General features: G+C 52.4%; 28 protein-coding genes. 17 read left to right on the top strand and 11 right to left on the bottom strand.

The window, feature by feature from the left end; all coding sequences use genetic code 11:
• Positions 1-402 precede the first annotated feature (402 nt).
• Positions 403-1,701 carry an MFS transporter gene (locus OGY83_RS11660; RefSeq protein WP_079939462.1) on the top strand — a complete coding sequence of 433 codons (1,299 nt, stop codon included), beginning with the start codon at positions 403-405 and terminating at the stop codon, positions 1,699-1,701.
• Here OGY83_RS11660 and OGY83_RS11665 read toward each other — a convergent pair.
• The 5 genes from OGY83_RS11665 to trxC form a co-directional block, all read right to left on the bottom strand.
• Positions 1,698-2,033, bottom strand: a complete 336-nt coding sequence (locus OGY83_RS11665) for a YfiM family lipoprotein (RefSeq protein WP_370615625.1) — start codon at positions 2,031-2,033, stop codon at positions 1,698-1,700. The two genes, OGY83_RS11660 and OGY83_RS11665, sit on opposite strands and share 4 nt — an antisense overlap.
• Before the next feature lie 32 nt (positions 2,034-2,065).
• A complete protein-coding gene (gene pssA, locus OGY83_RS11670; protein ID WP_123267748.1) occupies positions 2,066-3,421 on the bottom strand; it encodes a CDP-diacylglycerol--serine O-phosphatidyltransferase in 1,356 nt (451 codons plus the stop codon).
• Positions 3,422-3,535: 114 nt separating this feature from the next.
• Positions 3,536-6,196: a bifunctional acetate--CoA ligase family protein/GNAT family N-acetyltransferase gene (locus tag OGY83_RS11680; RefSeq protein ID WP_079939464.1), complete on the bottom strand. Its 2,661-nt coding sequence runs from the start codon at positions 6,194-6,196 to the stop codon at positions 3,536-3,538.
• Positions 6,197-6,232: 36 nt separating this feature from the next.
• On the bottom strand, positions 6,233-6,931 hold the full coding sequence (tapT, locus tag OGY83_RS11685; protein ID WP_191214112.1) for a tRNA-uridine aminocarboxypropyltransferase: 699 nt from the start codon (positions 6,929-6,931) through the stop codon (positions 6,233-6,235).
• A 69-nt stretch (positions 6,932-7,000) separates the two neighbouring features.
• Positions 7,001-7,420 (bottom strand): thioredoxin TrxC, encoded by a 420-nt coding sequence (gene trxC, locus OGY83_RS11690; protein WP_003037559.1) that lies wholly within the window; start codon positions 7,418-7,420, stop codon positions 7,001-7,003.
• Between the two features lie 207 nt (positions 7,421-7,627).
• Here trxC and OGY83_RS11695 point away from each other — a divergent pair, with 207 nt between their 5' ends.
• Positions 7,628-8,707, top strand: coding sequence for a tRNA/rRNA methyltransferase (locus tag OGY83_RS11695; protein ID WP_048234691.1), 1,080 nt, complete (start codon positions 7,628-7,630; stop codon positions 8,705-8,707).
• A 33-nt stretch (positions 8,708-8,740) separates the two neighbouring features.
• Here the strand turns inward: OGY83_RS11695 and ung are convergent, their stop codons facing one another.
• Complete coding sequence (gene ung / locus OGY83_RS11700; protein ID WP_079939466.1) at positions 8,741-9,430, bottom strand: uracil-DNA glycosylase; 690 nt, start codon at positions 9,428-9,430, stop codon at positions 8,741-8,743.
• A gap of 317 nt (positions 9,431-9,747) precedes the next feature.
• On the opposite strand from ung, the gene grcA reads away from it, so the two are divergent.
• A complete protein-coding gene (gene grcA / locus OGY83_RS11705) occupies positions 9,748-10,131 on the top strand; it encodes an autonomous glycyl radical cofactor GrcA (RefSeq protein WP_003037563.1) in 384 nt (127 codons plus the stop codon).
• Positions 10,132-10,210: 79 nt separating this feature from the next.
• Here the strand turns inward: grcA and eamB are convergent, their stop codons facing one another.
• Positions 10,211-10,798 (bottom strand): cysteine/O-acetylserine transporter, encoded by a 588-nt coding sequence (gene eamB, locus OGY83_RS11710; protein ID WP_123267746.1) that lies wholly within the window; start codon positions 10,796-10,798, stop codon positions 10,211-10,213.
• Positions 10,799-10,900: 102 nt separating this feature from the next.
• Here eamB and OGY83_RS11715 point away from each other — a divergent pair, with 102 nt between their 5' ends.
• On the top strand, positions 10,901-11,797 hold the full coding sequence (locus OGY83_RS11715; RefSeq protein ID WP_286635987.1) for a LysR family transcriptional regulator: 897 nt from the start codon (positions 10,901-10,903) through the stop codon (positions 11,795-11,797).
• Between the two features lie 17 nt (positions 11,798-11,814).
• Here OGY83_RS11715 and srmB read toward each other — a convergent pair whose 3' ends face one another.
• Positions 11,815-13,143: an ATP-dependent RNA helicase SrmB gene (gene srmB, locus OGY83_RS11720; protein ID WP_079939469.1), complete on the bottom strand. Its 1,329-nt coding sequence runs from the start codon at positions 13,141-13,143 to the stop codon at positions 11,815-11,817.
• A 130-nt stretch (positions 13,144-13,273) separates the two neighbouring features.
• On the opposite strand from srmB, the gene trmN reads away from it, so the two are divergent.
• Positions 13,274-14,011, top strand: a complete 738-nt coding sequence (gene trmN, locus OGY83_RS11725) for a tRNA(1)(Val) (adenine(37)-N(6))-methyltransferase TrmN (RefSeq protein WP_048215761.1) — start codon at positions 13,274-13,276, stop codon at positions 14,009-14,011.
• Here trmN and nadB read toward each other — a convergent pair.
• Positions 13,996-15,618 carry an L-aspartate oxidase gene (nadB, locus tag OGY83_RS11730; protein WP_286635931.1) on the bottom strand — a complete coding sequence of 541 codons (1,623 nt, stop codon included), beginning with the start codon at positions 15,616-15,618 and terminating at the stop codon, positions 13,996-13,998. The two genes, trmN and nadB, sit on opposite strands and share 16 nt — an antisense overlap.
• A gap of 305 nt (positions 15,619-15,923) precedes the next feature.
• On the opposite strand from nadB, the gene rseD reads away from it, so the two are divergent.
• From rseD to acpS, 12 genes are all read left to right on the top strand, one after another.
• On the top strand, positions 15,924-16,046 hold the full coding sequence (rseD, locus tag OGY83_RS11735; protein WP_223306697.1) for a rpoE leader peptide RseD: 123 nt from the start codon (positions 15,924-15,926) through the stop codon (positions 16,044-16,046).
• A complete protein-coding gene (rpoE, locus tag OGY83_RS11740; protein WP_003037573.1) occupies positions 16,043-16,618 on the top strand; it encodes an RNA polymerase sigma factor RpoE in 576 nt (191 codons plus the stop codon). Before rseD ends, rpoE begins: the two co-directional genes overlap by 4 nt.
• Positions 16,619-16,649: 31 nt before the next feature.
• Positions 16,650-17,300 (top strand): anti-sigma-E factor RseA, encoded by a 651-nt coding sequence (gene rseA, locus OGY83_RS11745; protein ID WP_008785497.1) that lies wholly within the window; start codon positions 16,650-16,652, stop codon positions 17,298-17,300.
• Positions 17,300-18,256, top strand: coding sequence for a sigma-E factor regulatory protein RseB (rseB, locus tag OGY83_RS11750; protein WP_003037575.1), 957 nt, complete (start codon positions 17,300-17,302; stop codon positions 18,254-18,256). The genes rseA and rseB overlap by 1 nt, the downstream gene beginning before the upstream one ends.
• Positions 18,253-18,717, top strand: coding sequence for a SoxR-reducing system protein RseC (gene rseC, locus OGY83_RS11755; RefSeq protein ID WP_003037576.1), 465 nt, complete (start codon positions 18,253-18,255; stop codon positions 18,715-18,717). Before rseB ends, rseC begins: the two co-directional genes overlap by 4 nt.
• A 270-nt stretch (positions 18,718-18,987) precedes the next feature.
• Entirely contained in the window at positions 18,988-20,787 is a 1,800-nt protein-coding gene (lepA, locus tag OGY83_RS11760; RefSeq protein ID WP_003037577.1) for a translation elongation factor 4, read from the top strand.
• Between the two features lie 15 nt (positions 20,788-20,802).
• Positions 20,803-21,777, top strand: coding sequence for a signal peptidase I (gene lepB, locus OGY83_RS11765; RefSeq protein WP_079939471.1), 975 nt, complete (start codon positions 20,803-20,805; stop codon positions 21,775-21,777).
• 269 nt (positions 21,778-22,046) lie between these two features.
• Positions 22,047-22,727 carry a ribonuclease III gene (rnc, locus tag OGY83_RS11770; RefSeq protein WP_003037579.1) on the top strand — a complete coding sequence of 227 codons (681 nt, stop codon included), beginning with the start codon at positions 22,047-22,049 and terminating at the stop codon, positions 22,725-22,727.
• Positions 22,724-23,629, top strand: coding sequence for a GTPase Era (gene era, locus OGY83_RS11775; protein WP_003037581.1), 906 nt, complete (start codon positions 22,724-22,726; stop codon positions 23,627-23,629). The genes rnc and era overlap by 4 nt, the downstream gene beginning before the upstream one ends.
• A gap of 27 nt (positions 23,630-23,656) precedes the next feature.
• The gene (gene recO, locus OGY83_RS11780; protein WP_079939473.1) at positions 23,657-24,367 is read left to right on the top strand and encodes a DNA repair protein RecO; all 711 of its coding nucleotides are present in this window, start codon (positions 23,657-23,659) and stop codon (positions 24,365-24,367) included.
• Positions 24,368-24,382: 15 nt separating this feature from the next.
• Positions 24,383-25,114, top strand: coding sequence for a pyridoxine 5'-phosphate synthase (pdxJ, locus tag OGY83_RS11785; RefSeq protein WP_079939474.1), 732 nt, complete (start codon positions 24,383-24,385; stop codon positions 25,112-25,114).
• Positions 25,114-25,494 (top strand): holo-ACP synthase, encoded by a 381-nt coding sequence (gene acpS, locus OGY83_RS11790; RefSeq protein WP_003037588.1) that lies wholly within the window; start codon positions 25,114-25,116, stop codon positions 25,492-25,494. Before pdxJ ends, acpS begins: the two co-directional genes overlap by 1 nt.
• A gap of 106 nt (positions 25,495-25,600) precedes the next feature.
• Here the strand turns inward: acpS and OGY83_RS11795 are convergent, their stop codons facing one another.
• Together OGY83_RS11795 and OGY83_RS11800 are read right to left on the bottom strand one after the other, a co-directional pair.
• A complete protein-coding gene (locus OGY83_RS11795; RefSeq protein ID WP_286635932.1) occupies positions 25,601-25,861 on the bottom strand; it encodes a YfhL family 4Fe-4S dicluster ferredoxin in 261 nt (86 codons plus the stop codon).
• A 55-nt stretch (positions 25,862-25,916) separates the two neighbouring features.
• The gene (locus OGY83_RS11800; protein ID WP_032944256.1) at positions 25,917-26,765 is read right to left on the bottom strand and encodes a MurR/RpiR family transcriptional regulator; all 849 of its coding nucleotides are present in this window, start codon (positions 26,763-26,765) and stop codon (positions 25,917-25,919) included.
• Between the last annotated feature and the right edge of the window lie 40 nt (positions 26,766-26,805).

Genomic DNA, 26,805 nt, shown 5'->3' on the forward strand with positions numbered 1-26,805 from the left:
GAACGTTGCGCAGCAACGGCCCGGAGGGTGGCGGGCAGGACGCCCGCCATAAACTGCCAGGCATTAATTAAAGTGAAGAAGCCCATCCTGACGGATGGGCTTTTTTGCGTCTGTGCGGGGTAAAAACCGCCGGACTGAACGTATTCTGCAGGCCTGATAAGCGCAGCGCATCAGGCAATTCCGGCGGTACATTGCTGGATTCGACGTAACCGCCTTAATCGACCATCCTCAATCTATTACACGGATCTCTTCCTCGAAAATATCTGAATCCTTTCTCTGCTAATTAAAATCGTGATCTTTCCCGCACAATAAGATATAACAATTATATAACATTTAATTCACTAAAAAACACACAACCATCATTGATAAATTCACGCGATCGTTGGCAGGGGTACAATTCTAATGGCTGATAGTAGTGTAACTGAGAACGGGGCGCTGGCAGACGGCGATACCCGTCGTCGTATATGGGCGATTGTCGGAGCATCCTCAGGGAATCTGGTCGAATGGTTTGATTTCTATATCTATTCATTCTGTTCTCTTTATTTTGCTCATATCTTTTTTCCCTCCGGAAATACCACCACGCAACTCTTACAAACCGCGGGCGTGTTTGCCGCAGGCTTCTTGATGCGACCAATTGGTGGCTGGCTGTTTGGTCGCATCGCAGATAAGCACGGGCGTAAAAAGTCCATGTTGCTGTCCGTTTGTATGATGTGTATGGGATCGTTGGTGATCGCTTGTCTACCGGGGTATGAAACTATCGGTACCTGGGCCCCTGCGCTATTACTGCTGGCCAGACTATTCCAGGGGTTATCTGTCGGTGGTGAATACGGAACCAGCGCGACCTATATGAGTGAAGTAGCTGTTGAAGGTAAGAAAGGTTTTTATGCTTCATTCCAGTATGTAACGTTAATCGGCGGACAGTTACTGGCATTGCTGGTTGTGGTCATATTACAGCAAACGTTAGAAGACTCAGCGCTCAGAGAGTGGGGTTGGCGTATTCCATTTGCGTTGGGCGCCGTGCTGGCTATTGTTGCGCTATGGCTGCGTCGCCAGTTGGATGAAACCTCGAAACAGGACGTTCGCGCGCTGAAAGAAGCGGGCTCTCTGAAAGGTCTGTGGCGTAATCGCAAAGCCTTTGTCATGGTGCTTGGCTTTACCGCCGCGGGTTCGTTGTGTTTTTACACCTTCACAACCTATATGCAGAAGTACTTGGTTAACACAGCCGGTATGCATGCCAACGTAGCCAGCGGGATTATGACGGCGGCACTGTGTGTGTTCATGCTGGTACAACCGCTGTTTGGTGCCTTGTCAGATAAAATAGGTCGACGTACTTCAATGCTGTGTTTTGGCGCGTTGGCCGCGATTTTCACCGTTCCCATTCTGACAGCATTGCAAAGCGTGACATCCCCTTACATGGCGTTTGCTCTGGTGATGTGTGCCCTGTTAATCGTGAGTTTCTATACGTCAATCAGCGGTATTTTGAAGGCCGAAATGTTCCCGGCGCAGGTGCGCGCTCTGGGAGTTGGCTTATCTTATGCGGTGGCCAATGCGCTGTTTGGCGGTTCAGCTGAATATGTGGCGTTGTCCCTGAAGTCTGTTGGTATGGAAACGACATTCTTCTGGTACGTCACTGCGCTGGCAGTAGTTGCGTTTTTAGTATCGCTAATGCTGCATGGGAAGGGGAAAGGTCTGCGCCTCTAGTAATGTGCCAGTTGCCAGACAGCATAGCCGGTAGACGCTCCTGCAACATCCCAGGCGAAGTCCTTCCAGCTCCAGCCGCTCCCAGCGGGACGGCTGTCCCACAGCTCTTTTGACGCACCCAGGCTGACTGAGAACATCAGGCCAATAGCCGCACTGCGATCGCGGCTGTTGCCCTGATGTTGGGCATATTCATTGCCGGCTGCGGCAAGCATGGCAGAGGCGATGAAGTGTTGAGCTTTGTCTTGCCCGCTCCACTGGTCGTTAGCCATGTGGCTGCAGCCAGAAATGACCAGGATACTGGTAAGAATGAACAGGCGCACCGTTTCCCCCATATGAAAAACCCCGTCACTGGACGGGGTCTTGATTACAGAATTCGGCTAATCAATCTGTCGATACGAATACGGCGTAGTCGACGGATGAGCTTGCGTACTTTTACCGGATAGTCGGCAATGCTCTGCAGGTCGCGATAGTGCTTAACCACTGTCGTATGCGTACGGATAAGCTCCAGCTCTTTATCGCGCTGAGGGGTGAGCTCTTGCTTAGGATCGTGGATAAGGATGGCGTTTTCCAGATCCAGACGCCAGGCGCGAGGGTTAAGGTTGTTGCCGGTGAGCAGCATCCATTTATCATCAACCCACATACCTTTCAGATGATAGGTGTTGTCATCATCTTTCCATAGGCGTACGACCAGCTGGTCGGTATTCACATAATACTGCAATCTGCTCAGGAAGCGGCGCAGATTTATTTCATACAGATAAGGCAGCGCGCCGATGATCTTGAATGGCTCATCTTCCGGAATGAAAAAGTCGTTGGCAGTTTTATCACCGACAATGATTTCAACCTTTTTCCCTTCACGCAGCAGTTGAATGATATTGCGCACGAGTATGGCGGGCAGGTTGAAATAAGGGGTACAGATTGTGAGCTTGTGCTCCGCGCAGGGCATAAGATGGAAAATGGTCTTATTTAACAGACTGGATTTCCCAAGGCCCACCAGAGGCGTCACCGAAAGCTGTTCGTTATCAGCATCACCCTGAAAATGGAATGACGCATCGCGCAGTTCCTGACGGTACAAGCGGATGTCGTTTTTAATTTCCGGGCTTTTCGGGCGATTAACATCATCAAGGCGGTTAACGCCGCGACCTTTCATCAGGTTCTGCGCTACCCAATCGAACATGATATCGGCCATTTGCGCATTGCGAATCAACTGATAACGGTCATAGCGATATTTATCATGCTGATGCAGGTAAACATCGTTCAGACTTGCCCCGCTGTACAGGACGCTGTCATCGATAATAAAGCCTTTGAAATGCAGGACGCCAAGCGCTTCACGGGTGTTAATCGGAACGCCATAGACAGGAATATCGATACCAGGGTTTTCTTGCGCCATTCGGCAATACCAGTCAGCATTGGTATTGGATGCCGCAGCCCCAATACGACCGCGCTGGGCTCGGTGCCAGTCGACAAGCACTCGGACATCCAGTTCAGGACGCTGCCGTTTTGCCGCATAGAGAGCGTCAAGTATGCCTTTACCACCGTCATCCTGTTCCAGGTACAGCGCAATAATGCAGATCCGTCGCGTCGCGCTGGCTATTTTTTCCAGCAGAGTCTCCCTGAAATTAGCGGGAGCATAAAAGAAATCTACATCATCAACTGACTGAGAAATCTTGGGTAGTTGGGCAAGGTGTTGTTGATGTTTATTACGCTTAAATTTTGACAACATCACAGTGCATTTCTTCTCTGTTCATTGAAGGGTCCTCTGTGCTATGCAGACGACATAAGCGGGCAATGATACCACCAGTGCCCATTAATGTGGTCAACATTTCCAGTACCTTACTCACGATTCCTCACATTGGGCCAGATTAAGCGTTAGCCCAACAATTCCCTCTTCGAGCTGGACGTCAACAACAAACCCGAGTTTTCGGGCCAGGGCGACCATCCCACGATTGTTCGGCATCGTAATACCATTCAAACGTATAAGTCCGTGATCTCGAGTATAGGCAATTAATTTTTCCATCAATCGGCGACCCAGTCCAAGTCCTTTGAGATCGGAACGAACCAGTACGGCAAACTCGGCGTCAACGTTATCAGGATCCGAGATCGCTCGCGTTACGCCGAGGATCTCTTCATGATTATCTTTACAACGCACCGCAACAAAGGCCATTTCCCGATCGTAGTCGATCTGCGTCATATTGGCTAAATCTTCGTGGGTAAATTCGTTGATCTCACTGAAATAGCGATAATAAAGATCTTCTTTTGTCACTTGAGAAATGAACTGCTGTAGATGAGGTTCATCCTCCGGCAAAATGGGGCGGAACAGACAGCGCTCGCCGTTTTTCAACTCCACCCACTCTTCAAGCTGATGGGGGTAGGGACGTACAGCCAATCTGCTTTCGTTATCTCCCGTGAAAGGGGCAATGTCCAGTGTGACATCCAGTGCGGTAAATTCACCGGCGGAGGCCAGCAGCGGATGAATATCCAGACGCTGAATTTCCGGACAGTCGACGATCAGGTTGGAGACCTGCACCAGAAGTTGGCTCAACCCGGCGATATCCAATGGGCGCAGTGCGCTACGTGCGCGGATCTTTTTATTTTTGATCCCCTGGATCACCAGATAACGCGCCAGATTCATATTTAATGGCGGCAATGCCACCACGGCTTGATCTTCCGGTCGCCACTCAACACCACCTTCACCCAGCATAATCAACGGGCCAAATACCGGGTCGTGTTCAACGACGACGCGAAGTTCCTGAGCACCAGCGCGATTCGCCATACTTTGTACTAATAAACCGTGAATGCGTGCTTGTGGCCAGGCCATTTTTACCCGATCGAAAATGGCATTGGCAGCCTGCTGCACTTCTGTTGCTGTACGCAGGTAGAGCATTACCCCCTGAACTTCCGACTTATGCGGGATATCAGGAGAGCGCAGCTTGAGCGCCACCGGGTAGCCGATTTGCTCCGCGATGTGTACGGCTTCCGCGCTGTCGCTGGCGATCCACGTTGGCAGCGTGTGTAAGCCATAAGCCTGTAAAATCGGCTGCACTTCATGGGTATCAAGCGATGTTGCGCCTTCAGCAATCGCCCGCTGTAACAGATTATGCGCTTCGGCGGTGTTGGAGGTCAGGCTGTCAGGCAGCGCAGGCGTTTCTCGTAGCTGCTTCTGGTTACGCCGATACTCCACCATATGCATAAATGCGGTGATAGTCCCTTCTGGCGTACGGTAGGTAGGCAGTCCGGCTTCGCTAAACAGTCTGCGGGCTTCCTGAGAGGAAAACTCTCCGCACCAGTTGGTCAGCAACGAGACGAATTTTCCTCGCGGATGATGCTTTACCGCTTCAATCAATGCCTGTGCGCTTTCGGTTCCGGGAGCGGCTGCGCTGGGTGAATGAATCACCATCAACGCGTCGAAATCCTGGCTGGCGAGCAAAATATCCAGCGTCTTAACGTAGTGTTCGCTGCTGGCGTCATCACGCAGATCCAGCGGGTTGGCGATATCAACATGTTCAGGCAATGCATCGCGTAATTTCTGGCAAGTGTCTTCACTCAACGTTGCCAACTTGCCATTTTTTGACCACAGTTCATCTAGTGCCAGTGCGGCAGGCGCGGCCCCATTGCTGATGATCATCAGCCTGTCGCCACGTAGTGGACGCATGTGGCTTAAGGTTTCGACCGCCGAAAACAACTCGTGAGTGTCTTGCACGCGTAATAAACCGGCGCGCTGAATAGCTGCATCCCACGCAGGATCCATCCCGGCGCTGGTATGCAGTAAACGTTGCGCTGCAGGGCTGCGGCCGCTCTTAATCACCAGAATAGGTTTATTGCGCGAGGCGCTGCGGGCGGCGGAAACAAAGCGCCGGGCATCACTTAAATGTTCGAGATACAGCAATATCGCGCTGGTTTTGCTGTCGCGCGCGAGGTAATCCAGCAACTCATCAACGTCGATATCCAGGCTATCACCCAGTGCGATAAAGTAAGAAAAGCCCATTTCTCTCTGCTGTGCCCAGTCGAGTATGGTATTGGATACGGCGGCGGATTGAGAGATAAAAGCCAGCTTGCCGCGCTTAATCGGGACGGGGGAAAAGCTGGCGTTAAGTCCCTGCCAGGGCGCGAGAAGCCCCAGGCTGTTGGGGCCCAGCAAACGTATGTTGTAGCGTGATGCGCAGGCCAGCAGTTCTGCGTGCTGCGCCGTGGGAGCTGAGAGAATAATGCAGGTTTTACAGCCTTTCTCGCCAAGCGCTTCGAGTAACGCCAGGTTACGGCTGGCATTGGTACACAACACGGCGAGATCCGGGCTAAAAGGCAGGCTGTTGATATTGGGCCACGCCAGTACGCCCAACACCGCTTTCCATGCGGGCGTCACCGGTAAAACAGGTCCATTGAAACCGCCGGCAAGCAGGTTACGCATCATCAGGTAACCCGCGCGATTAGGCTTCATTGATGCCCCAATCACCGCAATAGATTTCGGTCGCAGTAGTGCTTCCAGACCACGCTGACTCATATCGGCTTCCTTAATGACACCAGTGACCGAATGATTTTAAACGTTTTCTGATGAATCTGCTGTGATGCTTCCCTGATGTTGAGTTTTTCCTGCCAGGTAGCGGGTTTTAAAGCGAGTAAAATGATCGCTTAACCCTTCTGCGGCTTGCGTATCTCCCGCCAGATCCAACAAGGCGATGGCCACTTCGGCAGTGCAATATTGCCCTTCGGCGTGAACGCCACGCAGGTGGTAAGCAGAAAGGCGTGATAAATCAACGGAGATCACCGGCAGGTTATCAAGGTACGGGCTTTTGCGGAACATTTTACGCGCCTCAGGCCAGGTGCCGTCGAGCATGATAAACAATGGAGGCTTACCGGCTGGTGGCGTGAAAATCACTTCACGCTCTTCGCCCGCATAGGAGGCCGGGAATACAACCATCGGCTGGTAATCCGGATTTTTCACCAGTTCCAGTAGCGCCTGCGGCGGCTCGGTGCGTGACCACTGAAAAGCCGTGGTATCGGGCAGAATATCAGCAATTAAACGCCCCGTGTTGCTGGGCTTCATTGGCTCGGTATCAAACATCACCAGACAAAAGCGACTTTTTGCCTCAGAGGGCACCAGCGTTGCGCACAAGCAGAGTTTCTGCGGCAGCAGGCAGCGCTGACAGCGGCGAACGCGATTACCTCGGGCAAGGAAAGGACGCGTGGCGCGCGCGAGGCGCTCTGCGCGTAACTGAAGAACAGCGTTATCGGTCATGGGGAAACACGTTGAAAAACGCTATTGTCGCAGAGGTGAAAACGGGGCACAAGATGCGCCCCGTAGAGATTATAATGATTCGTTAAGCCAGCTATCAAACGGGGCTTTTGGTACAGCGCCGTTAAGCATGTCGACGATTTCACCTTTTCTGAAGATCATGATGGTCGGAATGCTGCGGATACCGAAACGGGCGCTGAGTTCACGCTCGGCTTCCGTATTCACTTTAACGAAACGCACTTTACCGCTACGCTCTTCCGCGACATCTTCAAAAATTGGGGCGAAGTTACGACATGGACCACACCAGGGGGCCCAAAAGTCAACGACCACCGGGAGATCGTCTTTTAACAGTTTATCCAGTGTTTCACCGGTCGCATTGATCACCTCCCCATCAAACAGGTCGTGACCACAGCGTCCGCATTTAGCCGCTTCCTGGACACGATCGTCGGGGATGCGGTTGATAGCCTGGCAGCTGGTACAAACGGTATTCATAACTAACCTCTGGATGAGTGGAGTGGACTTCACGGCAGGAACGCCAGTATGTTTCTATTATGTTACATATTATCGGGGAGTCTGTTCTAAACAACAATGCGTTTTATTCAATGAGTACAATAGTCCTTAGCTTTTAAATGAAATAATGGCTAACGACGTGCACATCGGGTAATCTGCGCGCTTCGCGCAGAGCAGGTGGAGAAAAACATGAGCGACGAACTGAAGAACAAAAACGGCAAGGTCAAAGTGATGTACGTCCGCAGTGACGATGACTCGGATAAACGCACCCAAAATCCACGTACTGGCAAAGGCGGCGGTCGCCCCGGTACTTCCCGAGCCGAAGGCGGTCGTCGCCCTGCCCGTGATGACCGAAAGGGTCCGAACAGCGAACGCGGTCGTGAACGTGGTCGTGACCGCGATGTAGAACGTGACCGCAGACGTGAAGATTCACCGTGGCGTACCGTGTCCCGCGCACCGAATGATGACGCAGCGGATAAAGCCGATCACGGCGGTATTAGCGGTAAGAGCTTTATCGATCCTGAAGTATTACGCCGTCAGCGCGCGGAAGAAACCCGCGTTTACGGTGAGAATGCCTGTCAGGCTCTGTTCCAGAGTCGTCCGGACGCCATCGTCCGCGCCTGGTTTGTTCAGAGCGTAACCCCACGCTTTAAAGAAGCATTACGCTGGATGGCGGCAAACCGCAAAGCCTATCACGTGGTTGACGAAGCCGAGCTGGCGAAAGCCTCTGGCACAGAACATCACGGTGGCGTCTGTTTCCTGATCAAAAAACGTAACGGTACTACCGTTAAGCAGTGGGTCGGACAGGCAGGGGCGCAGGATTGCGTGCTGGCACTGGAAGATATCGCTAACCCGCATAACCTGGGCGGCATGATGCGTAGCTGCGCGCACTTCGGTGTGAAAGGCGTAGTGGTTCAGGATGCGGCGCTGCTGGAATCAGGTGCGGCTATCCGTACCGCTGAGGGCGGGGCTGAGCACGTTCAACCTATCACCGGTGACAGCATCGTTGATGTACTGGACGACTTCCGCCAGGCGGGTTACACGGTTGTGATGACCTCAAGCGCGAAAGGCAAACCGCTGTTTACTACCACGCTGCCGGAAAAAATGGTGCTGGTATTAGGGCGTGAGCGTGAAGCTCTGCCAGAAGCAGCATGTTCAGCCGACGACCTGTGCGTTGCAATTGACGGCACTGGCAAGGTAGAAACGCTCAACGTTTCTGTGGCAACAGGCGTGCTGCTCGCGGAGTGGTGGCGTCAGAACAAAGCCTGATAACAAAAATGCCAGCGAATCGCTGGCATTTTTTTACTCACTTTCTGCGGGTAATACCGGCATCCAGTCAATCGGCTTTTCACCTCGTTGTTCCAGCCACTCATTCGCCAGAACAAAGTGATTGCAGCCAAAGAAACCGCGATGCGCAGAGAGCGGTGATGGGTGGGGCGCTTTCAACACATGGTGACGCTGCGTATCAATAATCGCGCCTTTCTTCTGTGCGTGAGAACCCCAGAGCAGGAAAACCACGCCTTCCCGATGTTGGTTAATCAGGCTGATGACTTTATCGGTAAATGTTTCCCACCCAAGGCTGGCGTGAGAATGTGCCTGACCGGCGCGGACGGTGAGTACGGTGTTGAGTAACAGTACCCCCTGGCGTGCCCAGCTTTCCAGATATCCGTGCGCTGGGCGCGTGAAGCCTGGAATCGTTGCCTCCAGCTCTTTGTACATGTTCAGCAACGAGGGTGGAGTGGCAATACCTGGGCGGACAGAGAACGCGAGACCGTGTGCCTGGCCTGGACCGTGGTAAGGATCCTGACCCAGGATGACAACTTTTACGTCGCCAAGCTCGGTAAAGCGAAAAGCGTTAAACACATCTTTTTGCGGCGGATAAATTGTCATACCCGACTGACGCTCGCCGGCAACAGTATGCAGTGTGTTAACAAAATAAGGCTGCTGTTTCTCTTCAGCCAGCACATCGTGCCAGGTTAATTCGGTGGCCATCTCGCTCTCCTGCGAATTTTCAATCCCCCTAGCTTAACTGCTTCTTTCGACGTCGCAAAATTCTGTACGTTTCTCAATGGTCTACCCCTTAAAGATAGTTGAAAATTTATGTAAAAAGTTTAGCTGCGTACATGGCGTAAGTTGATGTAAAACAATAAAATCCACCTATCACCACTTTTCATGTGTGGTTTTTATTGATTTAAATCAAAGAATCAAGGGTGTGTGAGGGGTATATATACACTCAAGCAACAATGGTTTTACCAATTGGCCGGATGACGGCCAACCGAGATCAAATAATTTTGCCGGGGAGGCATCAAATGATTACAGGTATCCAGATTACTAAAGCTGCAAACGACGACCTGCTGAACTCTTTCTGGCTGCTGGACAGCGAAAAAGGCGAAGCACGCTGCATCGTTGCGAAAGCAGGTTTCAATGCTGATGAAGTCGTTGCAGTCAGCAAACTGGGCGAAATCGAATACCGTGAAGTACCGGTAGACGTACAGCCGGAAGTCCGCGTGGAAGGTGGTCAGCACCTGAACGTAAACGTTCTGCGTCGCGAAACGCTGGAAGATGCAGTTAAGCATCCGGAAAAATATCCGCAGCTGACCATCCGTGTTTCTGGTTATGCAGTGCGTTTCAACTCTCTGACCCCAGAACAGCAGCGCGACGTTATTGCTCGTACCTTTACTGAGAGCCTGTAAGGCTCACGGGGAATAACCCCGTTTAGCAGAGAATCTGAAAGCGGAAGATGCCAGCGTGTCTTCCGCTTTTTTACGTCCGTTAGTAAAAGATCCTCACCGCACAATACACCAACAGCAGCGCCAGAATGATATTCAACTGTCGACCGTAACGGCGAAAAACGCGCTGAAAAAGATGGCCTGCCAGCGCCCAGCATGCATTCCCGAAGGTGCCGATCAGCGCCAACAGAATACTTACCCCAATCAGCCAGTGTGCGTCCTGAGTGTACGGTAATACAAACGTGGATAACGCGGTAATGCCGTACAAAATGATTTTCACGTTAACAAACTGCAAGCCAAAACTTGCCCAGAAGCTAATGGGCTCTGACTGCAATCTATCGTTTGATGTCGGGCTGGTGGCGATCTTCAGCGCCAGCCACAGGATATAAGCAGCTCCCGCCCAACTGAGCCAATGGATGATGGCTGGATCCATGACCGCCAGTGAAAATGAAATCCCGGCGCACATTAGCATGACGAATAAAAAGCCCAGACTCATTCCGGCCAGTACGCGTGTACTCTGACGAAAACCGTGTGACGTCGCGGCACTGAGCGCGAGGATGTTGTTTGGTCCGGGGGTTAGCGCGGTAATCAATGTATAGGTCCAGAATGCACTTAAAAGCGTGGGGGTCACTTGTTATCTCCTCTGTTTTGATAGACAGTACCCGAGGAAAAACATTAAAAAAAATGAATGTTTTTGCATTCTGAGTTCGATATTTTCGATGGGTTGGTGTGGATGGATTTACGTCGGTTTATTACGCTAAAAACGGTGGTGGAAGAGGGCTCGTTTCTGCGTGCATCACAAAAACTGTGCTGTACACAATCAACAGTTACCTTTCATATTCAACAGCTTGAGCAAGAGCTTTCGGTGCAGTTGTTTGAAAAAATTGGTCGCCGGATGTGTCTCACCAGTGAGGGGAAACGGCTTATGCCGCATATCCATGACCTGACGCGCGTGATGGCATCGATTCGACAGTCGGCACAACAGGATGCGCAGCCGGGCGGCGATCTACGTGTCGCGACAGGCGAAACGCTGCTGGCGTATAAAATGCCACAGGTTTTACAGCGTTTTAAACAACGTGCGCCTCATGTGCGGTTGTCTTTACAGTCGCTCAATTGTTATGTCATTCGTGACGCGTTGCTCAGTGATGAGGTCGATCTGGGGGTGTTTTATCGTGTGGGTAATGACGATGCCCTGGAGTTGATGCCGCTTGGCGATCAGTCACTGGCATTAGTTGCTTCGCCACTGCTTCAGCACGTTGATTTTACCCAGCATAACCAGCACATTCCCTGCAGTTTTATCATTAATGAGCCGCAATGTATTTTCAGACAACGCTTCGAGGGGCTACTGCGTAAACGACAGATTACGTTGGAAAACACCATTGAGTTATGGAGCATTGAAAGCATTAAGCAGTGCGTATCGGCAAATCTTGGGGTCAGCTTTTTGCCGCGTTTTGCCGTCGAGAAGGAGCTACGTTCAGGGGAATTGATTGAATTACCGTTCAGTGAAAAGCCTGAGCTCATTACAGCATTGTGCGGTTATCATGCCGGAAAAGTCGTTAGCCCGGCGATGCGGGTGTTTCTTGAGTGTATTGAAGAGAGTTTTACATTAAGTGAAAAAATGCCGGGCTAAATCGCCCGGCATTCGGTTTACTCTTTGTCGGACTGCTGGGTAGCAGCTCCGCTCGGCTTACGACGTTTGCCGATATTTTTGGCGTCGCGGTGACGTTTTTTCACCCGCGGCTTCTCTTTCTCTTTCGCCTTTTTCTCAGCGCGCTTCGCCAGCACTTTCTTGGATGGCTTACCGTTAGATTTCTCACTTGGCGCGCGCGTGGTTGGACGCAGTTCGTCGATGACGCGTGCTTTCAGCGGCTCGTCAATATAGCGGCTCGCTTTGCCGAGCAGCAGATGGTCGTGCGCTTCAACCAAAGAGATCGCAGTGCCTTTACGGCCAGCACGACCGGTACGGCCAATACGGTGCAGATAGGCATCGCCACTGCGCGGCATGTCGAAGTTAAACACGTGGCTGACGTCAGGAATATCGATCCCGCGAGCGGCAACGTCGGTTGCTACCAGCACGTTCACTCGGCCATCGGTCAGGCGTTTGATCGCTTCGTTACGTTTGTTCTGCACCATCTCGCCTTCGAGATAGCAGTTATTAATGCCCGCCTGGCGCAGCCAGCCTGCCAGTTCGTGCACACGCTCGCGTTTGCGTACAAAGACAATCGAGCGAGTCGCTTCCGGCTGTTTTAACAGGTGGATCAGCATGGCAGTTTTGTGCTCGATGTCATCGGCACGGTAGTAAAACTGATGGATCTTCTTGCGTTCGCGGGTGGACGGATCCGCAGAGACTTCAACCGGATCTTCCAACAGACGCTCGGCAAAATCTTTAATCGCATCGCCTTCCAGCGTGGCAGAGAACAGCATGGTTTGCTTACGCCAGCGGGTTTCACCGGCGATATGCTCGATGTCCTGGGCAAAGCCCATGTCCAGCATACGGTCAGCTTCATCGAGAATTAGCGTCTCAACCGCATGGCAGTCGAAGTTTTCTTCTTTAATGTATTGCAGCAGACGACCCGTGGTGGCAACCACGATGTCCTGGTTTGCGCTAAAGACTTCCATGTGGTTCATGTAAGCCACGCCGCCGGTAATCGTAGCGATATCCAGATGCGTATTCTTCGCCAGTTCACGAGCGTGTTCGGCAACCTGCATCGCCAGTTCGCGCGTTGGCGTCAGGATTAAAATGCGCGGCGGACCAGATTTCTTGCGCGGGAAGTCGAGCAGGTGCTGCAACGCTGGCAGCAAATATGCCGCCGTTTTACCGGTGCCTGTCGGCGCAGAACCGAGTACATCACGGCCATCGAGCGCAGGCGGAATGGCGGCAGCCTGAATGGCGGTCGGGCGAGTGAAACCTTTTTCCTGGAGGGCATCCAGAAGGCTTTCATCGAGTTCAAGTTCGGAAAAAGTCGTTACAGTCATGTTCTACCTCTGAGTGGGGCGCTGATTATAGACGTTACGGCTGCAATCTTCATCTGTTTGTATGGATATACCTTCTCAGGTATTGTTTTTATCCTATGTTATCGTTTTTTTTCCAGGAAGGTTGTTCTTCATGCCCCAGTCTACATCCGTACTGAGACGTAATGGATTTACTTTTAAGCAGTTTTTTGTGGCACACGATCGCTGTGCAATGAAAGTCGGAACAGACGGTATTTTATTGGGGGCCTGGGCTCCCGTTGCGGGCGTAAAGCGGATCCTGGATATTGGTACCGGGAGCGGCCTGTTGGCGCTGATGCTGGCCCAGCGCACTGATGAAAACGTCATCATTGACGCCGTGGAGCTTGATGTCGACGCCGCGCAGCAGGCGCAGGAGAACATCGCGCAATCTCCGTGGATGCATCGCGTGAGTGTTCATACAGAAGATGCGCAGCAGTGGATACCGCGTCAGACCGTGCGTTTTGATTTGATAATCAGCAACCCTCCCTATTATGAACAGGGCGTGGAATGTGCTACACCGCAACGCGAGCAGGCGCGCTATACCACCACGCTCGATCACCAGGCGTTGCTTACGCTGGCGGCGGACAGTATTACGGAAGAAGGTTTTTTTTGTGTCGTGCTGCCGGAACAGATTGGGAACGCGTTTACCCAGCAGGCATTAAGTATGGGCTGGCATCTGCGATTACGTACGGATGTAGCAGAAACGGAAGCTCGACTACCGCATCGGGTATTGCTGGCATTCTCCCCGCAGGCCGGGGAGTGCTTTAGCGACAGGCTGGTGATTCGTGGGCCAGACCAACGTTACTCTGAAGGTTACACGGCGCTGACCCAGGCATTTTACCTGTTTATGTGATGACTTAGCGGCGAGAGAATGGACGGGCCGGCTTCTGGAAGCTGCTCTGGATAATCCAGCGTGTAGTGCAGGCCCCGACTCTCTTTGCGCATCATTGCGCAGCGGACAATCAGCTCGGCAACCTGCACCAGGTTACGCAGTTCCAGCAAATTGTTCGACACGCGAAAATGGGCATAATACTCGTCGATTTCCTGTTGCAGCATGGTGATACGGCGCAGGGCGCGCTCCAGGCGCTTGGTCGTACGCACAATACCGACGTAATCCCACATAAACAGCCGTAGCTCATGCCAGTTATGCTGGATAACAACCAACTCATCCGGATTTTCTACCCGGCTTTCATCCCAGCCCGGGAGCGTGCTAACGCCGCGAGCATAAGGCATGCGCCTGTCGATATCTTCAGCCGCGGACCAGCCGTAAACCAGACACTCCAGCAATGAGTTTGATGCCATCCGGTTGGCGCCATGCAGGCCGGTGTAACTTACTTCGCCGATCGCATACAGCCCGTCGACATCGGTACGGCCAAAGTCATCAACCATCACGCCGCCGCAGGTATAGTGCGCGGCAGGCACGATGGGAACCGGCTCTTTGGTTAAATCAATGCCCAGTCCCAGCAACTTTTCATAAATCATCGGGAAATGCTGACGAACAAATTCTTCCGGCTTATGGCTGATATCGAGGAACATGCAATCGGCACCCAGACGCTTCATTTCATGGTCAATGGCGCGGGCGACAATATCGCGGGGAGCCAGTTCGCCACGCTCGTCAAAATCGGGCATAAAGCGTGAACCGTCAGGGCGCTTCAGGTGTGCGCCTTCGCCGCGCAACGCTTCGGTCAGCAGAAAATTGCGCGCCTGCGGATGATACAGCGCTGTCGGGTGAAACTGGTTAAACTCCAGGTTGGCGACGCGACATCCCGCGCGCCAGGCCATTGCAATTCCGTCACCCGATGAAATATCCGGATTGGTGGTGTATTGATACACCTTTGACGCACCGCCGGTGGCCAACACTACCGACTTCGCATGGCAGGTTTCGACGGCTTCTTTATTACGATTCCAGATCCATGCGCCGACAACCCGACGCGTTCCCGGCAGACCGATTTTATCGGAGACAATCAGGTCGACAGCATTACTGCGCTCAAGAACCCGGATATTGGGATGATTTTGTGCCTGGCTGACGAGGGTGGTTTCGACTTCTTTGCCGGTAGCATCCGCAGCGTGCAGGATGCGTCGATGGCTGTGACCGCCTTCACGGGCCAGGTGATAACTCTCTTCGCCGTTAGGCTGAACCTGCGTATCAAATAAGACGCCCTGATCGATAAGCCATTGAACGCAGGTGCGGGCATTGCTGGCGACAAATTCAACCGCATGGCGATCGCACAGCCCGGCCCCGGCAATCAGCGTATCTTCAACGTGGGAGTCGATACTGTCGGTTTCATCGAAAACAGCGGCAATACCGCCCTGGGCATAAAATGTCGAGCCTTCGCTGACCGGCCCTTTGCTCAGCACAATAACCTGATGTTTTTCAGCCAGGCGCAGCGCCAGTGAGAGTCCGGCAGCCCCGCTGCCAATGATCAGCACGTCACAGGATAATTCAGGAGTCGTATTCATGATTTTTGTTTAATTTACTAAACAGTGTTTGGTCACCATAGCACCACATTGTGCGATACTGCACGTTTTATTTTTAAATGTGTTGCAATGACTAAACATGAAAGAAAAGCATGATGAGGGCTAAATAGGCAAAAATATTTTGTGAAGCAGGCCGTTAGCATCAGATTATGTGATGAAATAAAGTGCCCGTTGGGTTACTCTGCAAGCGGTGAAATGGGCATTTCTGTACAGATAGTGCGTTGATCGGGTTATGTAGACTTATAATGAGAGATAAGACCTGTCTACAACATGACAAACAAAAAACAATGCGTAACGGAACTTTACGAAACTTGAGCACTCTAAGCATTTGCTTGCTCATAGTGAAGCTGATGGAGTGGCGTTTCGAAGGCGCGTGGAAATTTGGTTTGGGGAGACTTTACCTCGGATGAGCGAGCAGTTAACGGACCAGGTCCTGGTAGAACGGGTCCAGAAGGGAGATCAGAAAGCCTTTAACCTACTGGTAGTGCGCTATCAGCATAAGGTGGCGAGTCTGGTTTCTCGCTATGTACCGTCGGGTGATGTACCCGATGTAGTACAAGAAGCATTTATCAAAGCCTATCGTGCGCTGGACTCGTTCCGGGGAGATAGTGCTTTTTATACCTGGCTGTATCGTATTGCAGTCAATACAGCGAAGAATTACCTGGTCGCTCAGGGGCGTCGTCCACCTTCAAGTGATATTGATGCGATTGAAGCAGAAAATTACGAAAGTGGCGGTGCGCTGAAAGAAATTTCGAACCCTGAGAACTTAATGTTGTCAGAAGAACTGAGACAGATAGTTTTCCGAACTATTGAGTCCCTCCCGGAAGATTTACGCATGGCAATAACCTTGCGGGAGCTGGATGGCCTGAGCTATGAAGAGATAGCCGCTATCATGGATTGTCCGGTAGGTACGGTGCGTTCACGTATCTTCCGAGCGAGGGAAGCTATTGATAATAAAGTTCAACCGCTTATCAGGCGTTGACGATAGCGGGATACTGGAAAAGGTATTAGGCATGCAGAAAGAGAAACTTTCCGCTTTAATGGATGGCGAAACGCTGGATACTGAGTTACTCAAAGAGCTAACTCACGACCCGGAAATGCAAAAAACCTGGGAGAGTTATCACCTGATTCGCGATTCCATGCGAGGTGATACCGCCGACGTTCTCCATTTCGATATTTCCGCCCGCGTAATGGCCGCCATCCAGGATGAGCCAGTACGTCAGACGGCGCCATTGATTCCTGAGGCCCAGCCAGCACCGCACCAGTGGCAGAAAATGCCATTCTGGAAGAAAATGCGTCCGTGGGCCGCGCAGCTTACCCAAATGGGTGTGGCCGCGTGCGTATCACTTGCAGTTATCGTTGGCGTCCAGCACTATAATGGGCAATCTGAAACGTCCCAGCAGCCCGAAACACCGGTATTTAATACATTACCGATGATGGGTAAAGCCAGTCCGGTAAGCCTGGGTGTACCTTCTGACGCGACGGCAAGTGGCGGTCAGCAACAGCAGGTACAGGAGCAGCGTCGTCGTATTAATGCCATGTTGCAAGATTACGAACTGCAACGTCGACTGCACTCTGAACAGCTTCAGTTTGAGCAGGCGCAAACACAGCAAGCCGCTGTGCAGGTGCCAGGAATTCAAACTTTAGGAACGCAATCGCAGTAATGAAGCAACTTTGGTTTGCCATGTCACTTGTGGCTGGTAGCCTGTTCTTCTCTGTAAACGCCTCGGCCAATCCTGCGTCCGGGGCGTTGTTGCAGCAGATGAATCTGGCCAGCCAGTCGCTAACCTATGAGCTGTCATTTGTCAGCATCAATAAGCAGGGTGTTGAATCCCTACGTTATCGTCATGCCCGCCAGGATAACCGTCCACTCGCGCAACTATTACAAATGGATGGACCGCGCCGGGAAGTGGTGCAACGCGGCAACGAAATTAGCTATTTTGAGCCTGGTCTCGAACCGTTCACGCTGAACGGCGATTATATCGTTGATTCTCTGCCATCCCTGATTTACACCGATTTCAAACGCCTTGCTCCCTACTATGATTTTATCTCAGTAGGCCGCACCCGTATTGCCGATCGGCTCTGTGAAGTGATCCGCGTTGTGGCGCGTGACGGCACCCGTTACAGCTATATCGTTTGGATGGACACGGAGACCAAGCTGCCAATGCGTGTCGATCTCCTCGATCGTGATGGCGAAACGCTGGAACAGTTCCGCGTCATCGCCTTTACCGTGAATAACGGTGTTAGCGACAGCATGCAGACGTTAGCAAAAGCGAATTTACCACCGTTGCTGTCGGTTCCTGCGGGGGAGAAAACCAACTTCAACTGGAGTCCGTCGTGGTTGCCGCAAGGTTTCAGTGAGGTCTCAAGCAGTCGACGTCCGCTGCCGACGATGGATAACATGCCAATTGAATCACGCCTTTATTCTGATGGCCTGTTTAGTTTCTCCGTGAACGTGAACCGTGCGACGCAGAATAGCGCCGATCAACTGCTGCGTACCGGCCGTAGAACGGTCAGCACCAGCGTGCGTGATAACGCGGAAATTACGATTGTGGGCGAGCTTCCACCGCAAACGGCGAAGCGTATCGCGGACAATATCAAGTTCAGGGCAGCACAATGATTAAAGAGTGGGCGACGGTCGTCTCCTGGCAAAATGGACTGGCGACGGTCAGCTGTGATGTTAAAGCATCATGTAGCAGCTGTGCTTCCCGGGCCGGATGCGGGAGCCGCGTGCTGAACAAACTGGGGCCACAGACCACGCATACCATCGTGGTGCCCTGCGACGAACCCTTGACCCCTGGTCAAAAAGTTGAACTGGGCATTGCCGAAGGTAGCCTGCTGGGATCGGCGATGCTGGTCTACATGTCTCCGTTGGCAGGACTGTTTCTTTTCGCGGCGCTGTTCCAGGTGCTGTTTGGTTCCGATCTTGCGGCATTAAGCGGCGCAGTGCTGGGGGGCGTGGGCGGCTTCCTGATTGCTCGTGGATACTCTCGTAAGCTTGCTGAACGCGAAGCCTGGCAGCCGGTCATTCTGAACGTTGCTCTCCCACCCGATCTTATTCGCGTCGAAACCCAGCAGTGATATCTTTGCCTGATGGCGTTGCGCTTATCAGGCCTACAGCGTGCTCAGATGCAGACGTAGGCCGGATAAGACGTTTATGCCGCCATCCGGCAAAAGTTTCACCGACTTTGCAAAGTTGTTTCCAGTTCCCGCTATCCTTGCTCTATGAACATTTCCTCGCCTCAGCGTTGTAGTGTAGAATGCGGCGTTTCACTTAAACAGACGTTAAGCTCAGATCAGCGACTTCTCAGAGCCTGCTCCGGCGGGCGTAAGGCACAATAATTACACTATATGAAGAACATACGTAACTTTTCAATCATAGCTCACATCGACCACGGTAAATCGACGCTGTCTGACCGTATTATCCAGATCTGCGGTGGCCTGTCTGACCGTGAAATGGAAGCGCAGGTTCTCGACTCGATGGATCTTGAGCGTGAGCGCGGTATTACTATCAAAGCGCAGAGCGTGACGCTCGATTTCAAAGCATCTGATGGTGAAACCTATCAGCTTAACTTTATCGACACTCCGGGTCACGTTGACTTCTCGTATGAAGTTTCCCGCTCGCTTGCCGCCTGTGAAGGTGCACTGCTGGTGGTTGATGCCGGGCAGGGTGTTGAAGCGCAGACCCTGGCTAACTGCTATACCGCCATGGAAATGGATCTGGAAGTGGTGCCGGTACTGAACAAAATTGACCTGCCAGCCGCCGATCCTGAACGCGTAGCGGAAGAGATCGAAGATATCGTCGGTATTGATGCAACTGACGCAGTTCGCTGCTCGGCGAAAACCGGCGTTGGCGTCACTGACGTTCTTGAACGTCTGGTACGCGACATTCCGCCGCCGGAAGGCGACCCTGAAGGCCCATTGCAGGCGCTGATCATCGACTCCTGGTTCGACAACTACCTTGGAGTGGTGTCGCTGGTGCGTATTAAAAACGGCACCATGCGTAAAGGCGACAAAATTAAAGTGATGAGCACCGGTCAGGTCTATAACGCCGACCGTCTGGGTATCTTCACGCCAAAACAGGTTGACCGTACCGAGCTGAAATGCGGCGAGGTAGGTTGGTTGGTTTGTGCGATTAAAGACATTCTTGGCGCACCGGTTGGCGATACCCTGACGCAGGCGCGTAACCCGGCAGACAAACCGCTGCCAGGCTTTAAAAAAGTGAAGCCGCAGGTTTACGCCGGTCTGTTCCCGGTGAGCTCTGACGACTACGAAAACTTCCGTGATGCGCTTGGCAAGCTGAGCCTGAACGACGCCTCCCTGTTCTATGAACCGGAAAGCTCTACCGCGCTGGGCTTTGGCTTCCGTTGTGGCTTCCTTGGTCTGCTTCATATGGAGATCATTCAGGAACGTCTTGAGCGTGAATACGATCTGGATCTGATCACGACCGCGCCGACAGTAGTCTACGAAGTTGAAACCACGGCGAAAGAGACTATCTACGTCGATAGCCCGTCCAAGCTGCCGCCGCTGAACAATATCTACGAACTGCGTGAGCCGATCGCTGAGTGTCACATGCTGCTGCCGCAGGCTTACCTTGGCAACGTCATCACCCTGTGTATCGAGAAGCGTGGCGTCCAGACTAACATGGTTTACCACGGTAACCAGGTGGCGCTGACCTATGAGATTCCGATGGCAGAAGTCGTACTCGACTTCTTCGACCGTCTGAAGTCGACCTCTCGTGGCTATGCGTCGCTGGACTATAACTTCAAACGCTTCCAGGCGTCTGACATGGTGCGTGTTGATGTCCTCATCAACAACGAGCGTGTCGATGCGCTGGCGCTGATCACTCACCGCGACAACTCCCAGAGCCGTGGTCGTGAGCTGGTCGAGAAGATGAAAGATCTGATCCCTCGTCAGCAGTTTGATATCGCGATTCAGGCGGCCATCGGCACGCACATCATCGCGCGTTCAACGGTTAAGCAACTGCGTAAAAACGTTCTGGCGAAATGCTACGGTGGCGATATCAGCCGTAAGAAAAAGCTGCTGCAAAAACAGAAAGAGGGTAAAAAGCGCATGAAGCAGATCGGTAACGTCGAACTGCCGCAGGAAGCGTTCCTCGCCATTCTGCATGTCGGTAAAGACAGCAAATAATCTTAAGGAGTTGGCATGGCGAACATGTTTGCCCTGATTCTGGTGATTGCCACACTGGTGACGGGCATTTTATGGTGCGTAGATAAATTCATCTTCGCGCCAAAACGCCGGGAGCGTCAGGCAGCAGCGCAAGCTGCTGCAGGTGATTCACTGGATAAAGCTACGCTGAAAAAAGTGGCACCTAAGCCAGGCTGGCTGGAAACCGGGGCGTCCGTTTTCCCGGTTTTAGCGATTGTGCTGGTGGTGCGTTCATTTATTTATGAGCCGTTCCAGATCCCGTCAGGTTCGATGATGCCGACGCTGCTTATCGGTGATTTTATCCTGGTGGAGAAATTCGCCTACGGGATTAAAGATCCGATTTACCAGAAAACGCTGATCGAAACCGGTCATCCGAAACGCGGTGATATCGTGGTGTTTAAATACCCGGAAGATCCGCGTCTGGACTACATTAAACGTGCTGTCGGTTTACCGGGAGATAAAGTAACGTACGATCCAGTGGCGAAAGAGGTGACTATTCAGCCAGGATGCCGTTCCGGCCAGGCGTGTGAAAACGCGCTGCCGGTAACGTACTCTGATGTTCAGCCAAGTGATTTTGTGCAGACCTTTGCTCGCCGTAACGGCGGGGAAGCAACCAGCGGCTTCTTTGAAGTTCCGCTGAATGAAACGAAAGATAACGGTATTCGCCTCTCCGAGCGTAAAGAAACGCTGGGTGAGGTTACGCACCGCATTCTGACCGTGCCGATTGCGCAGGATCAGGTAGGGATGTATTACCGTCAGCCTGGTCAGCCGTTGGCAACCTGGATCGTCCCGCCGGGGCACTACTTCATGATGGGTGATAACCGTGATAACAGCGCGGACAGCCGTTACTGGGGATTTGTACCGGAAGCGAATCTGGTTGGTAAAGCGACCGCTATCTGGATGAGTTTCGATAAGCAAGAAGGCGAATGGCCGACCGGTGTGCGTTTAAGCCGTATTGGTGGCATTCATTAATTGCCGATAATCGTTCACGTTGTCGTCATTATGGCGACAGCGTGAATTATTTCTCGGATAAATTCCCGCAGACTAACGACATCCCTTGTCGTTGTGTATAGAATATTCCCCCGAAGTTTTAGGTTGGCACCGACAGGTTGCCACGGCACACGAAACAGCGTTGGTTTGTATACAAATGCATTTAGCCGGAGCCAAACGGCTAAGCGAAGTGCGTATATCAGGTCTGTTTCGTGTGCTGAATTGTTGACGCATTCATTTATTGGTATCGCATGAACCCCATCGTAATTAATCGGCTTCAACGGAAGCTGGGCTACACTTTTAATCATCAGGAGCTGTTGCAGCAGGCGTTAACTCACCGGAGTGCCAGCAGCAAACATAACGAGCGTTTAGAATTTTTAGGCGACTCTATTTTGAGCTTTGTTATCGCTAATGCGCTGTATCACCGTTTCCCGCGTGTGGATGAAGGCGATATGAGCCGCATGCGCGCGACGCTGGTTCGCGGCAATACGCTGGCTGAATTAGCCCGTGAGTTTGACCTCGGTGAATGTTTACGTTTGGGGCCAGGCGAGCTGAAAAGCGGCGGCTTCCGTCGTGAATCGATTCTGGCGGATACCGTTGAAGCTTTAATTGGCGGTGTCTTCCTCGACAGCGATATTCAAACCGTTGAGCAATTGATCCTGAACTGGTATCAAACTCGTCTGGATGAAATTAGCCCAGGCGACAAACAAAAAGATCCGAAAACGCGCCTGCAGGAATATTTGCAGGGTCGCCACCTGCCTCTGCCGTCTTATTTGGTGGTGCAGGTGCGTGGTGAAGCACACGATCAAGAATTTACTATCCACTGCCAGGTCAGCGGCCTGAGTGAACCGGTGGTTGGCACAGGTTCGAGCCGTCGTAAGGCTGAGCAGGCTGCCGCCGAACAGGCGTTGAAAAAACTGGAGCTGGAATGAGCGAAGAGAAAACTTACTGCGGATTTATTGCCATCGTCGGCCGCCCGAACGTCGGCAAATCCACCCTTTTGAATAATCTGCTTGGGCAGAAGATTTCTATTACCTCACGTAAGGCTCAGACAACACGTCACCGTATTGTTGGCATCCATACCGAAGGCGCGTATCAGGCGATTTATGTTGATACCCCGGGTCTGCATATGGAAGAAAAACGTGCGATCAACCGTCTGATGAACAAAGCGGCGAGCAGCTCTATCGGTGATGTTGAATTGGTTATTTTCGTTGTCGAAGGCACCCGCTGGACGCCGGACGACGAAATGGTGCTCAACAAGCTGCGTGATGGTAAAGCCCCGGTTATTCTGGCTGTGAACAAAGTAGACAACGTTCAGGAAAAAGCCGATCTGCTGCCGCACCTGCAGTTCCTGGCAAGCCAGATGAACTTCCTTGATATCGTACCGATTTCTGCCGAAACCGGCTTGAATGTCGATACCGTTGCGGGCATCGTGCGTAAGCATTTGCCGGAAGCTATTCATCACTTCCCGGAAGATTACATCACCGACCGTTCTCAGCGCTTTATGGCCTCTGAAATCATCCGTGAAAAGCTGATGCGTTTTCTGGGTGCTGAACTGCCGTACTCCGTTACCGTGGAGATTGAGCGTTTTATCTCCAACGAGCGCGGTGGTTACGATATTAACGGTCTGATCCTCGTTGAACGTGAAGGGCAGAAGAAGATGGTTATTGGCAACAAAGGGGCCAAAATAAAAACCATCGGCATCGAAGCGCGTAAAGACATGCAGGAGATGTTCGAAGCGCCTGTTCACCTCGAACTGTGGGTGAAAGTGAAATCCGGCTGGGCCGATGACGAACGAGCGCTGCGCAGCCTCGGTTACGGCGACGACGTCTAAACACATCTTCTGAAACGCGGCGAGTATATGGAAGGATGGCAACGCGCTTTTGTCCTGCATAGCCGCCCGTGGAGCGAAACCAGTCTCGTGCTGGACGTCTTCACGGAAGAGTCAGGCCGCGTGCGCCTTGTAGCCAAAGGCGCGCGTTCCAAACGTTCCAATCTCAAAGGCGCACTCCAGCCTTTTACTCCGTTACTGCTTCGCTTTGGTGGACGTGGTGAAGTCAAAACCTTGCGTAGCGCCGAAGCTGTTTCTTTGGCACTCCCTCTTAGCGGTATCACGCTGTACAGCGGCTTATATATCAACGAGCTTGTCTCGCGTGTACTCGAGTACGAAACCCGCTTTTCTGCACTCTTTTTCGACTATCTGAACTGTATTCAGGCGCTGGCTGGCGCGACGGGTTCGCCAGAACCTGCGTTACGTCGCTTTGAGCTGGCCTTACTTGGTCATCTGGGGTATGGCGTCGATTTTACCCACTGTGCGGGTAGCGGCGAGCCGGTAGACGACACCATGACCTATCGCTACCGGGAAGAAAAAGGGTTTATCGCAAGCGTAGTGATTGATAACGCCACCTTTACCGGACGCCATCTGAAAGCGCTCGAATCGCGGGAATTTCCTGATGCTGATACGCTTCGCGCCGCGAAACGCTTTACCCGCATGGCGTTAAAGCCGTATCTTGGTGGTAAGCCCTTAAAGAGCCGCGAATTATTCCGGCAGTTTATGCCGAAGCGAAAATAAAAAACGAGGATTGTCATGGCCGAATTACTGTTAGGCGTCAACATTGACCACATTGCCACTTTACGTAATGCACGCGGTACCGCATATCCGGACCCGGTTCAGGCAGCGTTTATCGTTGAACAGGCGGGCGCGGACGGTATTACCGTACACCTGCGTGAAGACCGTCGCCATATCACCGACCGTGACGTACGTATTCTGCGCCAGACGCTGGATACGCGCATGAATCTGGAAATGGCGGTCACCGAAGAGATGCTGGCGATTGCCGTTGAGACTAAGCCACACTTTTGCTGCCTGGTGCCGGAAAAACGTCAGGAAGTTACCACTGAAGGTGGTCTGGACGTCGCCGGTCAGCGTGACAAGATGCGCGATGCCTGCAAACGCCTGGCGGACGCAGGCATTCTGGTTTCGCTGTTTATCGATGCCGATGAAGAGCAGATTAAGGCCGCTGCGGAAGTTGGCGCACCGTTTATTGAAATTCACACCGGCTGTTACGCCGATGCGAAAACCGACGCAGAACAGGCCAGCGAACTGGCGCGGATCGCCAAAGCGGCAACCTATGCTGCAAGTCTTGGCCTGAAGGTGAATGCGGGTCACGGTCTGACGTATCACAACGTTAAAGCTATCGCACGGATCCCGGAAATGCACGAGCTGAACATTGGCCATGCCATTATCGGACGTGCGGTGATGAGCGGCCTGAAAGAGGCCGTAGTCGAAATGAAGCGCCTGATGCTGGAAGCTCGTGGCTAATGGCGATTCTGGGATTAGGTACGGATATCGTGGAGATTGCCCGCATCGAAGCGGTGATCTCCCGTTCCGGCGACCGCCTGGCAAGACGTGTGCTCAGCGACAACGAATGGGCAATCTGGGAAACGCATCAGCAGCCGGTGCGTTTTCTGGCGAAGCGTTTTGCAGTCAAAGAGGCGGCAGCAAAAGCCTTTGGCACGGGTATTCGCAATGGGCTGGCGTTTAATCAGTTTGAAGTCTTTAACGACGAACTCGGTAAGCCGCGTCTGCGATTATGGGGAGAGGCGTTAAAACTGGCGGAAAAACTCGGCGTCGCGCATATGCATGTGACGCTGGCCGATGAGCGTCACTACGCCTGCGCCACGGTGATTATCGAAAGTTAGATTCAGGACGTTGCCGGATGGCGACGCGTAGCGTCTTATCCGGCCTACGGGTTATGCGTTTGTTGCAGGGGCAGGGCAGAGGCTTCATCGCCAGATGGCGACGCGGTTAAAGTTTATCGGCGTGGTGCATCAGCACAAACTTATCCCACAGCTGCTCTTCTGATTCGACATGCGCCGGATCTTTCAAAATAGTATTGGGAATCGGGCACACCTTCTGGCAGGTTGGCGTGTCGTAATGACCTACGCATTCCGTACACTTGTCGCTGTTAATCTCGTAAATGCTATCACCCATCGAAATCGCCTCATTCGGGCATTCGGGCTCGCACATATCGCAATTGATACACTTTTTAGTGATTAACAGGGCCATCAGGAAACTCTCAAAACATCACAAATCGGGCGGGCATTATACGCGCATTCTTTGCTCAGACCAGTTTTTTTACCAGTGCTTCGCTGTGGCGAATACGTTCCGGGGCATGCTCCAGATCCTGTTGCACCAGCGCCATAAACAGTAAATCAGTGAGCATCATTTGCGCATGGGTGGAGGAAATCGCTGCGCTGCGTGTGGCCTGCTCCTCGGCAATCGTGTACAGGCAATGACTTGCCCGTTGCTGCAGGGCGTTCGGTGTAAATCCGGTGATGGCGAGGATTTTCGCGCCGGTGCGCAACGTTTCATCCGCAGCCAGGTTGAGTTCGCGACGCTCCCCAGTATATGAAATAGCCAGCAGCAGATCGTTGGGCGAAAGCGCCTGCACTGTCGCCAGCAGGGCGTGCATATCGCGTTCCACCACCGCATTAAAACCAATCTTCAGCAGCTTCCAGGCAAAATTCTGCGCTACCAGACCCGATGCGCCAATCCCGGTCACGATAATGCGGCGGGCTGAACGCAGCATCGTGACGCTCTCCATCAGTTTCTCTTCGCTGTTGACGTCCAGCGTCGCATGCATTGCCGCCACGTTCTCTTTAATCAGTTTCTCGCCCACCATCCGCATAGGGTCGTCACCGCGAATCTGATTATGTACCGGAATGGAATGGGGATTGGGATTGCTGGCCAACGCTTCGCTAATCGCCAGTTTGAGTGCCGGGAATCCTTTAAAGCCCATCTTTTGCGCGAATTTCACTACGCTGGACTGGCTGACGCCCGCTTCAAAAGCCAGCTGTTGTGAGCTGAGATGACGCGCAGTATCCGGCTGAGCAAGAAGATAATCCGCAAGTTTTTTATCGCTTTGCGCGAGATCCGGATAACGCTGACGAATGCGAATTAAACAGTTCATGCTTTCTCCTGGCGAAAATGTGATGGCGATTACAAAACAA

The sequence above is a fragment of the Citrobacter sp. Cpo090 genome, from assembly GCF_030332665.1.
Classification (GTDB): domain Bacteria; phylum Pseudomonadota; class Gammaproteobacteria; order Enterobacterales; family Enterobacteriaceae; genus Citrobacter; species Citrobacter portucalensis.

What these genes read in the sequence shown, in the direction of transcription:
- rnc (WP_003037579.1), top strand. Translation starts at nt 22,047, where the DNA reads ATGAACCCCATCGTAATTAATCGGCTTCAACGGAAGCTGGGCTACACT.
- lepA (WP_003037577.1), top strand. Translation starts at nt 18,988, where the DNA reads ATGAAGAACATACGTAACTTTTCAATCATAGCTCACATCGACCACGGT.
- tapT (WP_191214112.1), bottom strand. Translation starts at nt 6,931, where the DNA reads ATGACCGATAACGCTGTTCTTCAGTTACGCGCAGAGCGCCTCGCGCGC.
- rseD (WP_223306697.1), top strand. Translation starts at nt 15,924, where the DNA reads ATGCGTAACGGAACTTTACGAAACTTGAGCACTCTAAGCATTTGCTTG.
- OGY83_RS11680 (WP_079939464.1), bottom strand. Translation starts at nt 6,196, where the DNA reads ATGAGTCAGCGTGGTCTGGAAGCACTACTGCGACCGAAATCTATTGCG.
- acpS (WP_003037588.1), top strand. Translation starts at nt 25,114, where the DNA reads ATGGCGATTCTGGGATTAGGTACGGATATCGTGGAGATTGCCCGCATC.
- grcA (WP_003037563.1), top strand. Translation starts at nt 9,748, where the DNA reads ATGATTACAGGTATCCAGATTACTAAAGCTGCAAACGACGACCTGCTG.
- lepB (WP_079939471.1), top strand. Translation starts at nt 20,803, where the DNA reads ATGGCGAACATGTTTGCCCTGATTCTGGTGATTGCCACACTGGTGACG.
- OGY83_RS11695 (WP_048234691.1), top strand. Translation starts at nt 7,628, where the DNA reads ATGAGCGACGAACTGAAGAACAAAAACGGCAAGGTCAAAGTGATGTAC.
- rseC (WP_003037576.1), top strand. Translation starts at nt 18,253, where the DNA reads ATGATTAAAGAGTGGGCGACGGTCGTCTCCTGGCAAAATGGACTGGCG.
- OGY83_RS11715 (WP_286635987.1), top strand. Translation starts at nt 10,901, where the DNA reads ATGGATTTACGTCGGTTTATTACGCTAAAAACGGTGGTGGAAGAGGGC.
- rseB (WP_003037575.1), top strand. Translation starts at nt 17,300, where the DNA reads ATGAAGCAACTTTGGTTTGCCATGTCACTTGTGGCTGGTAGCCTGTTC.
- OGY83_RS11795 (WP_286635932.1), bottom strand. Translation starts at nt 25,861, where the DNA reads ATGGCCCTGTTAATCACTAAAAAGTGTATCAATTGCGATATGTGCGAG.
- ung (WP_079939466.1), bottom strand. Translation starts at nt 9,430, where the DNA reads ATGGCCACCGAATTAACCTGGCACGATGTGCTGGCTGAAGAGAAACAG.
- pssA (WP_123267748.1), bottom strand. Translation starts at nt 3,421, where the DNA reads ATGTTGTCAAAATTTAAGCGTAATAAACATCAACAACACCTTGCCCAA.
- recO (WP_079939473.1), top strand. Translation starts at nt 23,657, where the DNA reads ATGGAAGGATGGCAACGCGCTTTTGTCCTGCATAGCCGCCCGTGGAGC.
- rpoE (WP_003037573.1), top strand. Translation starts at nt 16,043, where the DNA reads ATGAGCGAGCAGTTAACGGACCAGGTCCTGGTAGAACGGGTCCAGAAG.
- OGY83_RS11800 (WP_032944256.1), bottom strand. Translation starts at nt 26,765, where the DNA reads ATGAACTGTTTAATTCGCATTCGTCAGCGTTATCCGGATCTCGCGCAA.
- OGY83_RS11660 (WP_079939462.1), top strand. Translation starts at nt 403, where the DNA reads ATGGCTGATAGTAGTGTAACTGAGAACGGGGCGCTGGCAGACGGCGAT.
- nadB (WP_286635931.1), bottom strand. Translation starts at nt 15,618, where the DNA reads ATGAATACGACTCCTGAATTATCCTGTGACGTGCTGATCATTGGCAGC.
- trmN (WP_048215761.1), top strand. Translation starts at nt 13,274, where the DNA reads ATGCCCCAGTCTACATCCGTACTGAGACGTAATGGATTTACTTTTAAG.
- OGY83_RS11665 (WP_370615625.1), bottom strand. Translation starts at nt 2,033, where the DNA reads ATGGGGGAAACGGTGCGCCTGTTCATTCTTACCAGTATCCTGGTCATT.
- trxC (WP_003037559.1), bottom strand. Translation starts at nt 7,420, where the DNA reads ATGAATACCGTTTGTACCAGCTGCCAGGCTATCAACCGCATCCCCGAC.
- rseA (WP_008785497.1), top strand. Translation starts at nt 16,650, where the DNA reads ATGCAGAAAGAGAAACTTTCCGCTTTAATGGATGGCGAAACGCTGGAT.
- era (WP_003037581.1), top strand. Translation starts at nt 22,724, where the DNA reads ATGAGCGAAGAGAAAACTTACTGCGGATTTATTGCCATCGTCGGCCGC.
- srmB (WP_079939469.1), bottom strand. Translation starts at nt 13,143, where the DNA reads ATGACTGTAACGACTTTTTCCGAACTTGAACTCGATGAAAGCCTTCTG.
- pdxJ (WP_079939474.1), top strand. Translation starts at nt 24,383, where the DNA reads ATGGCCGAATTACTGTTAGGCGTCAACATTGACCACATTGCCACTTTA.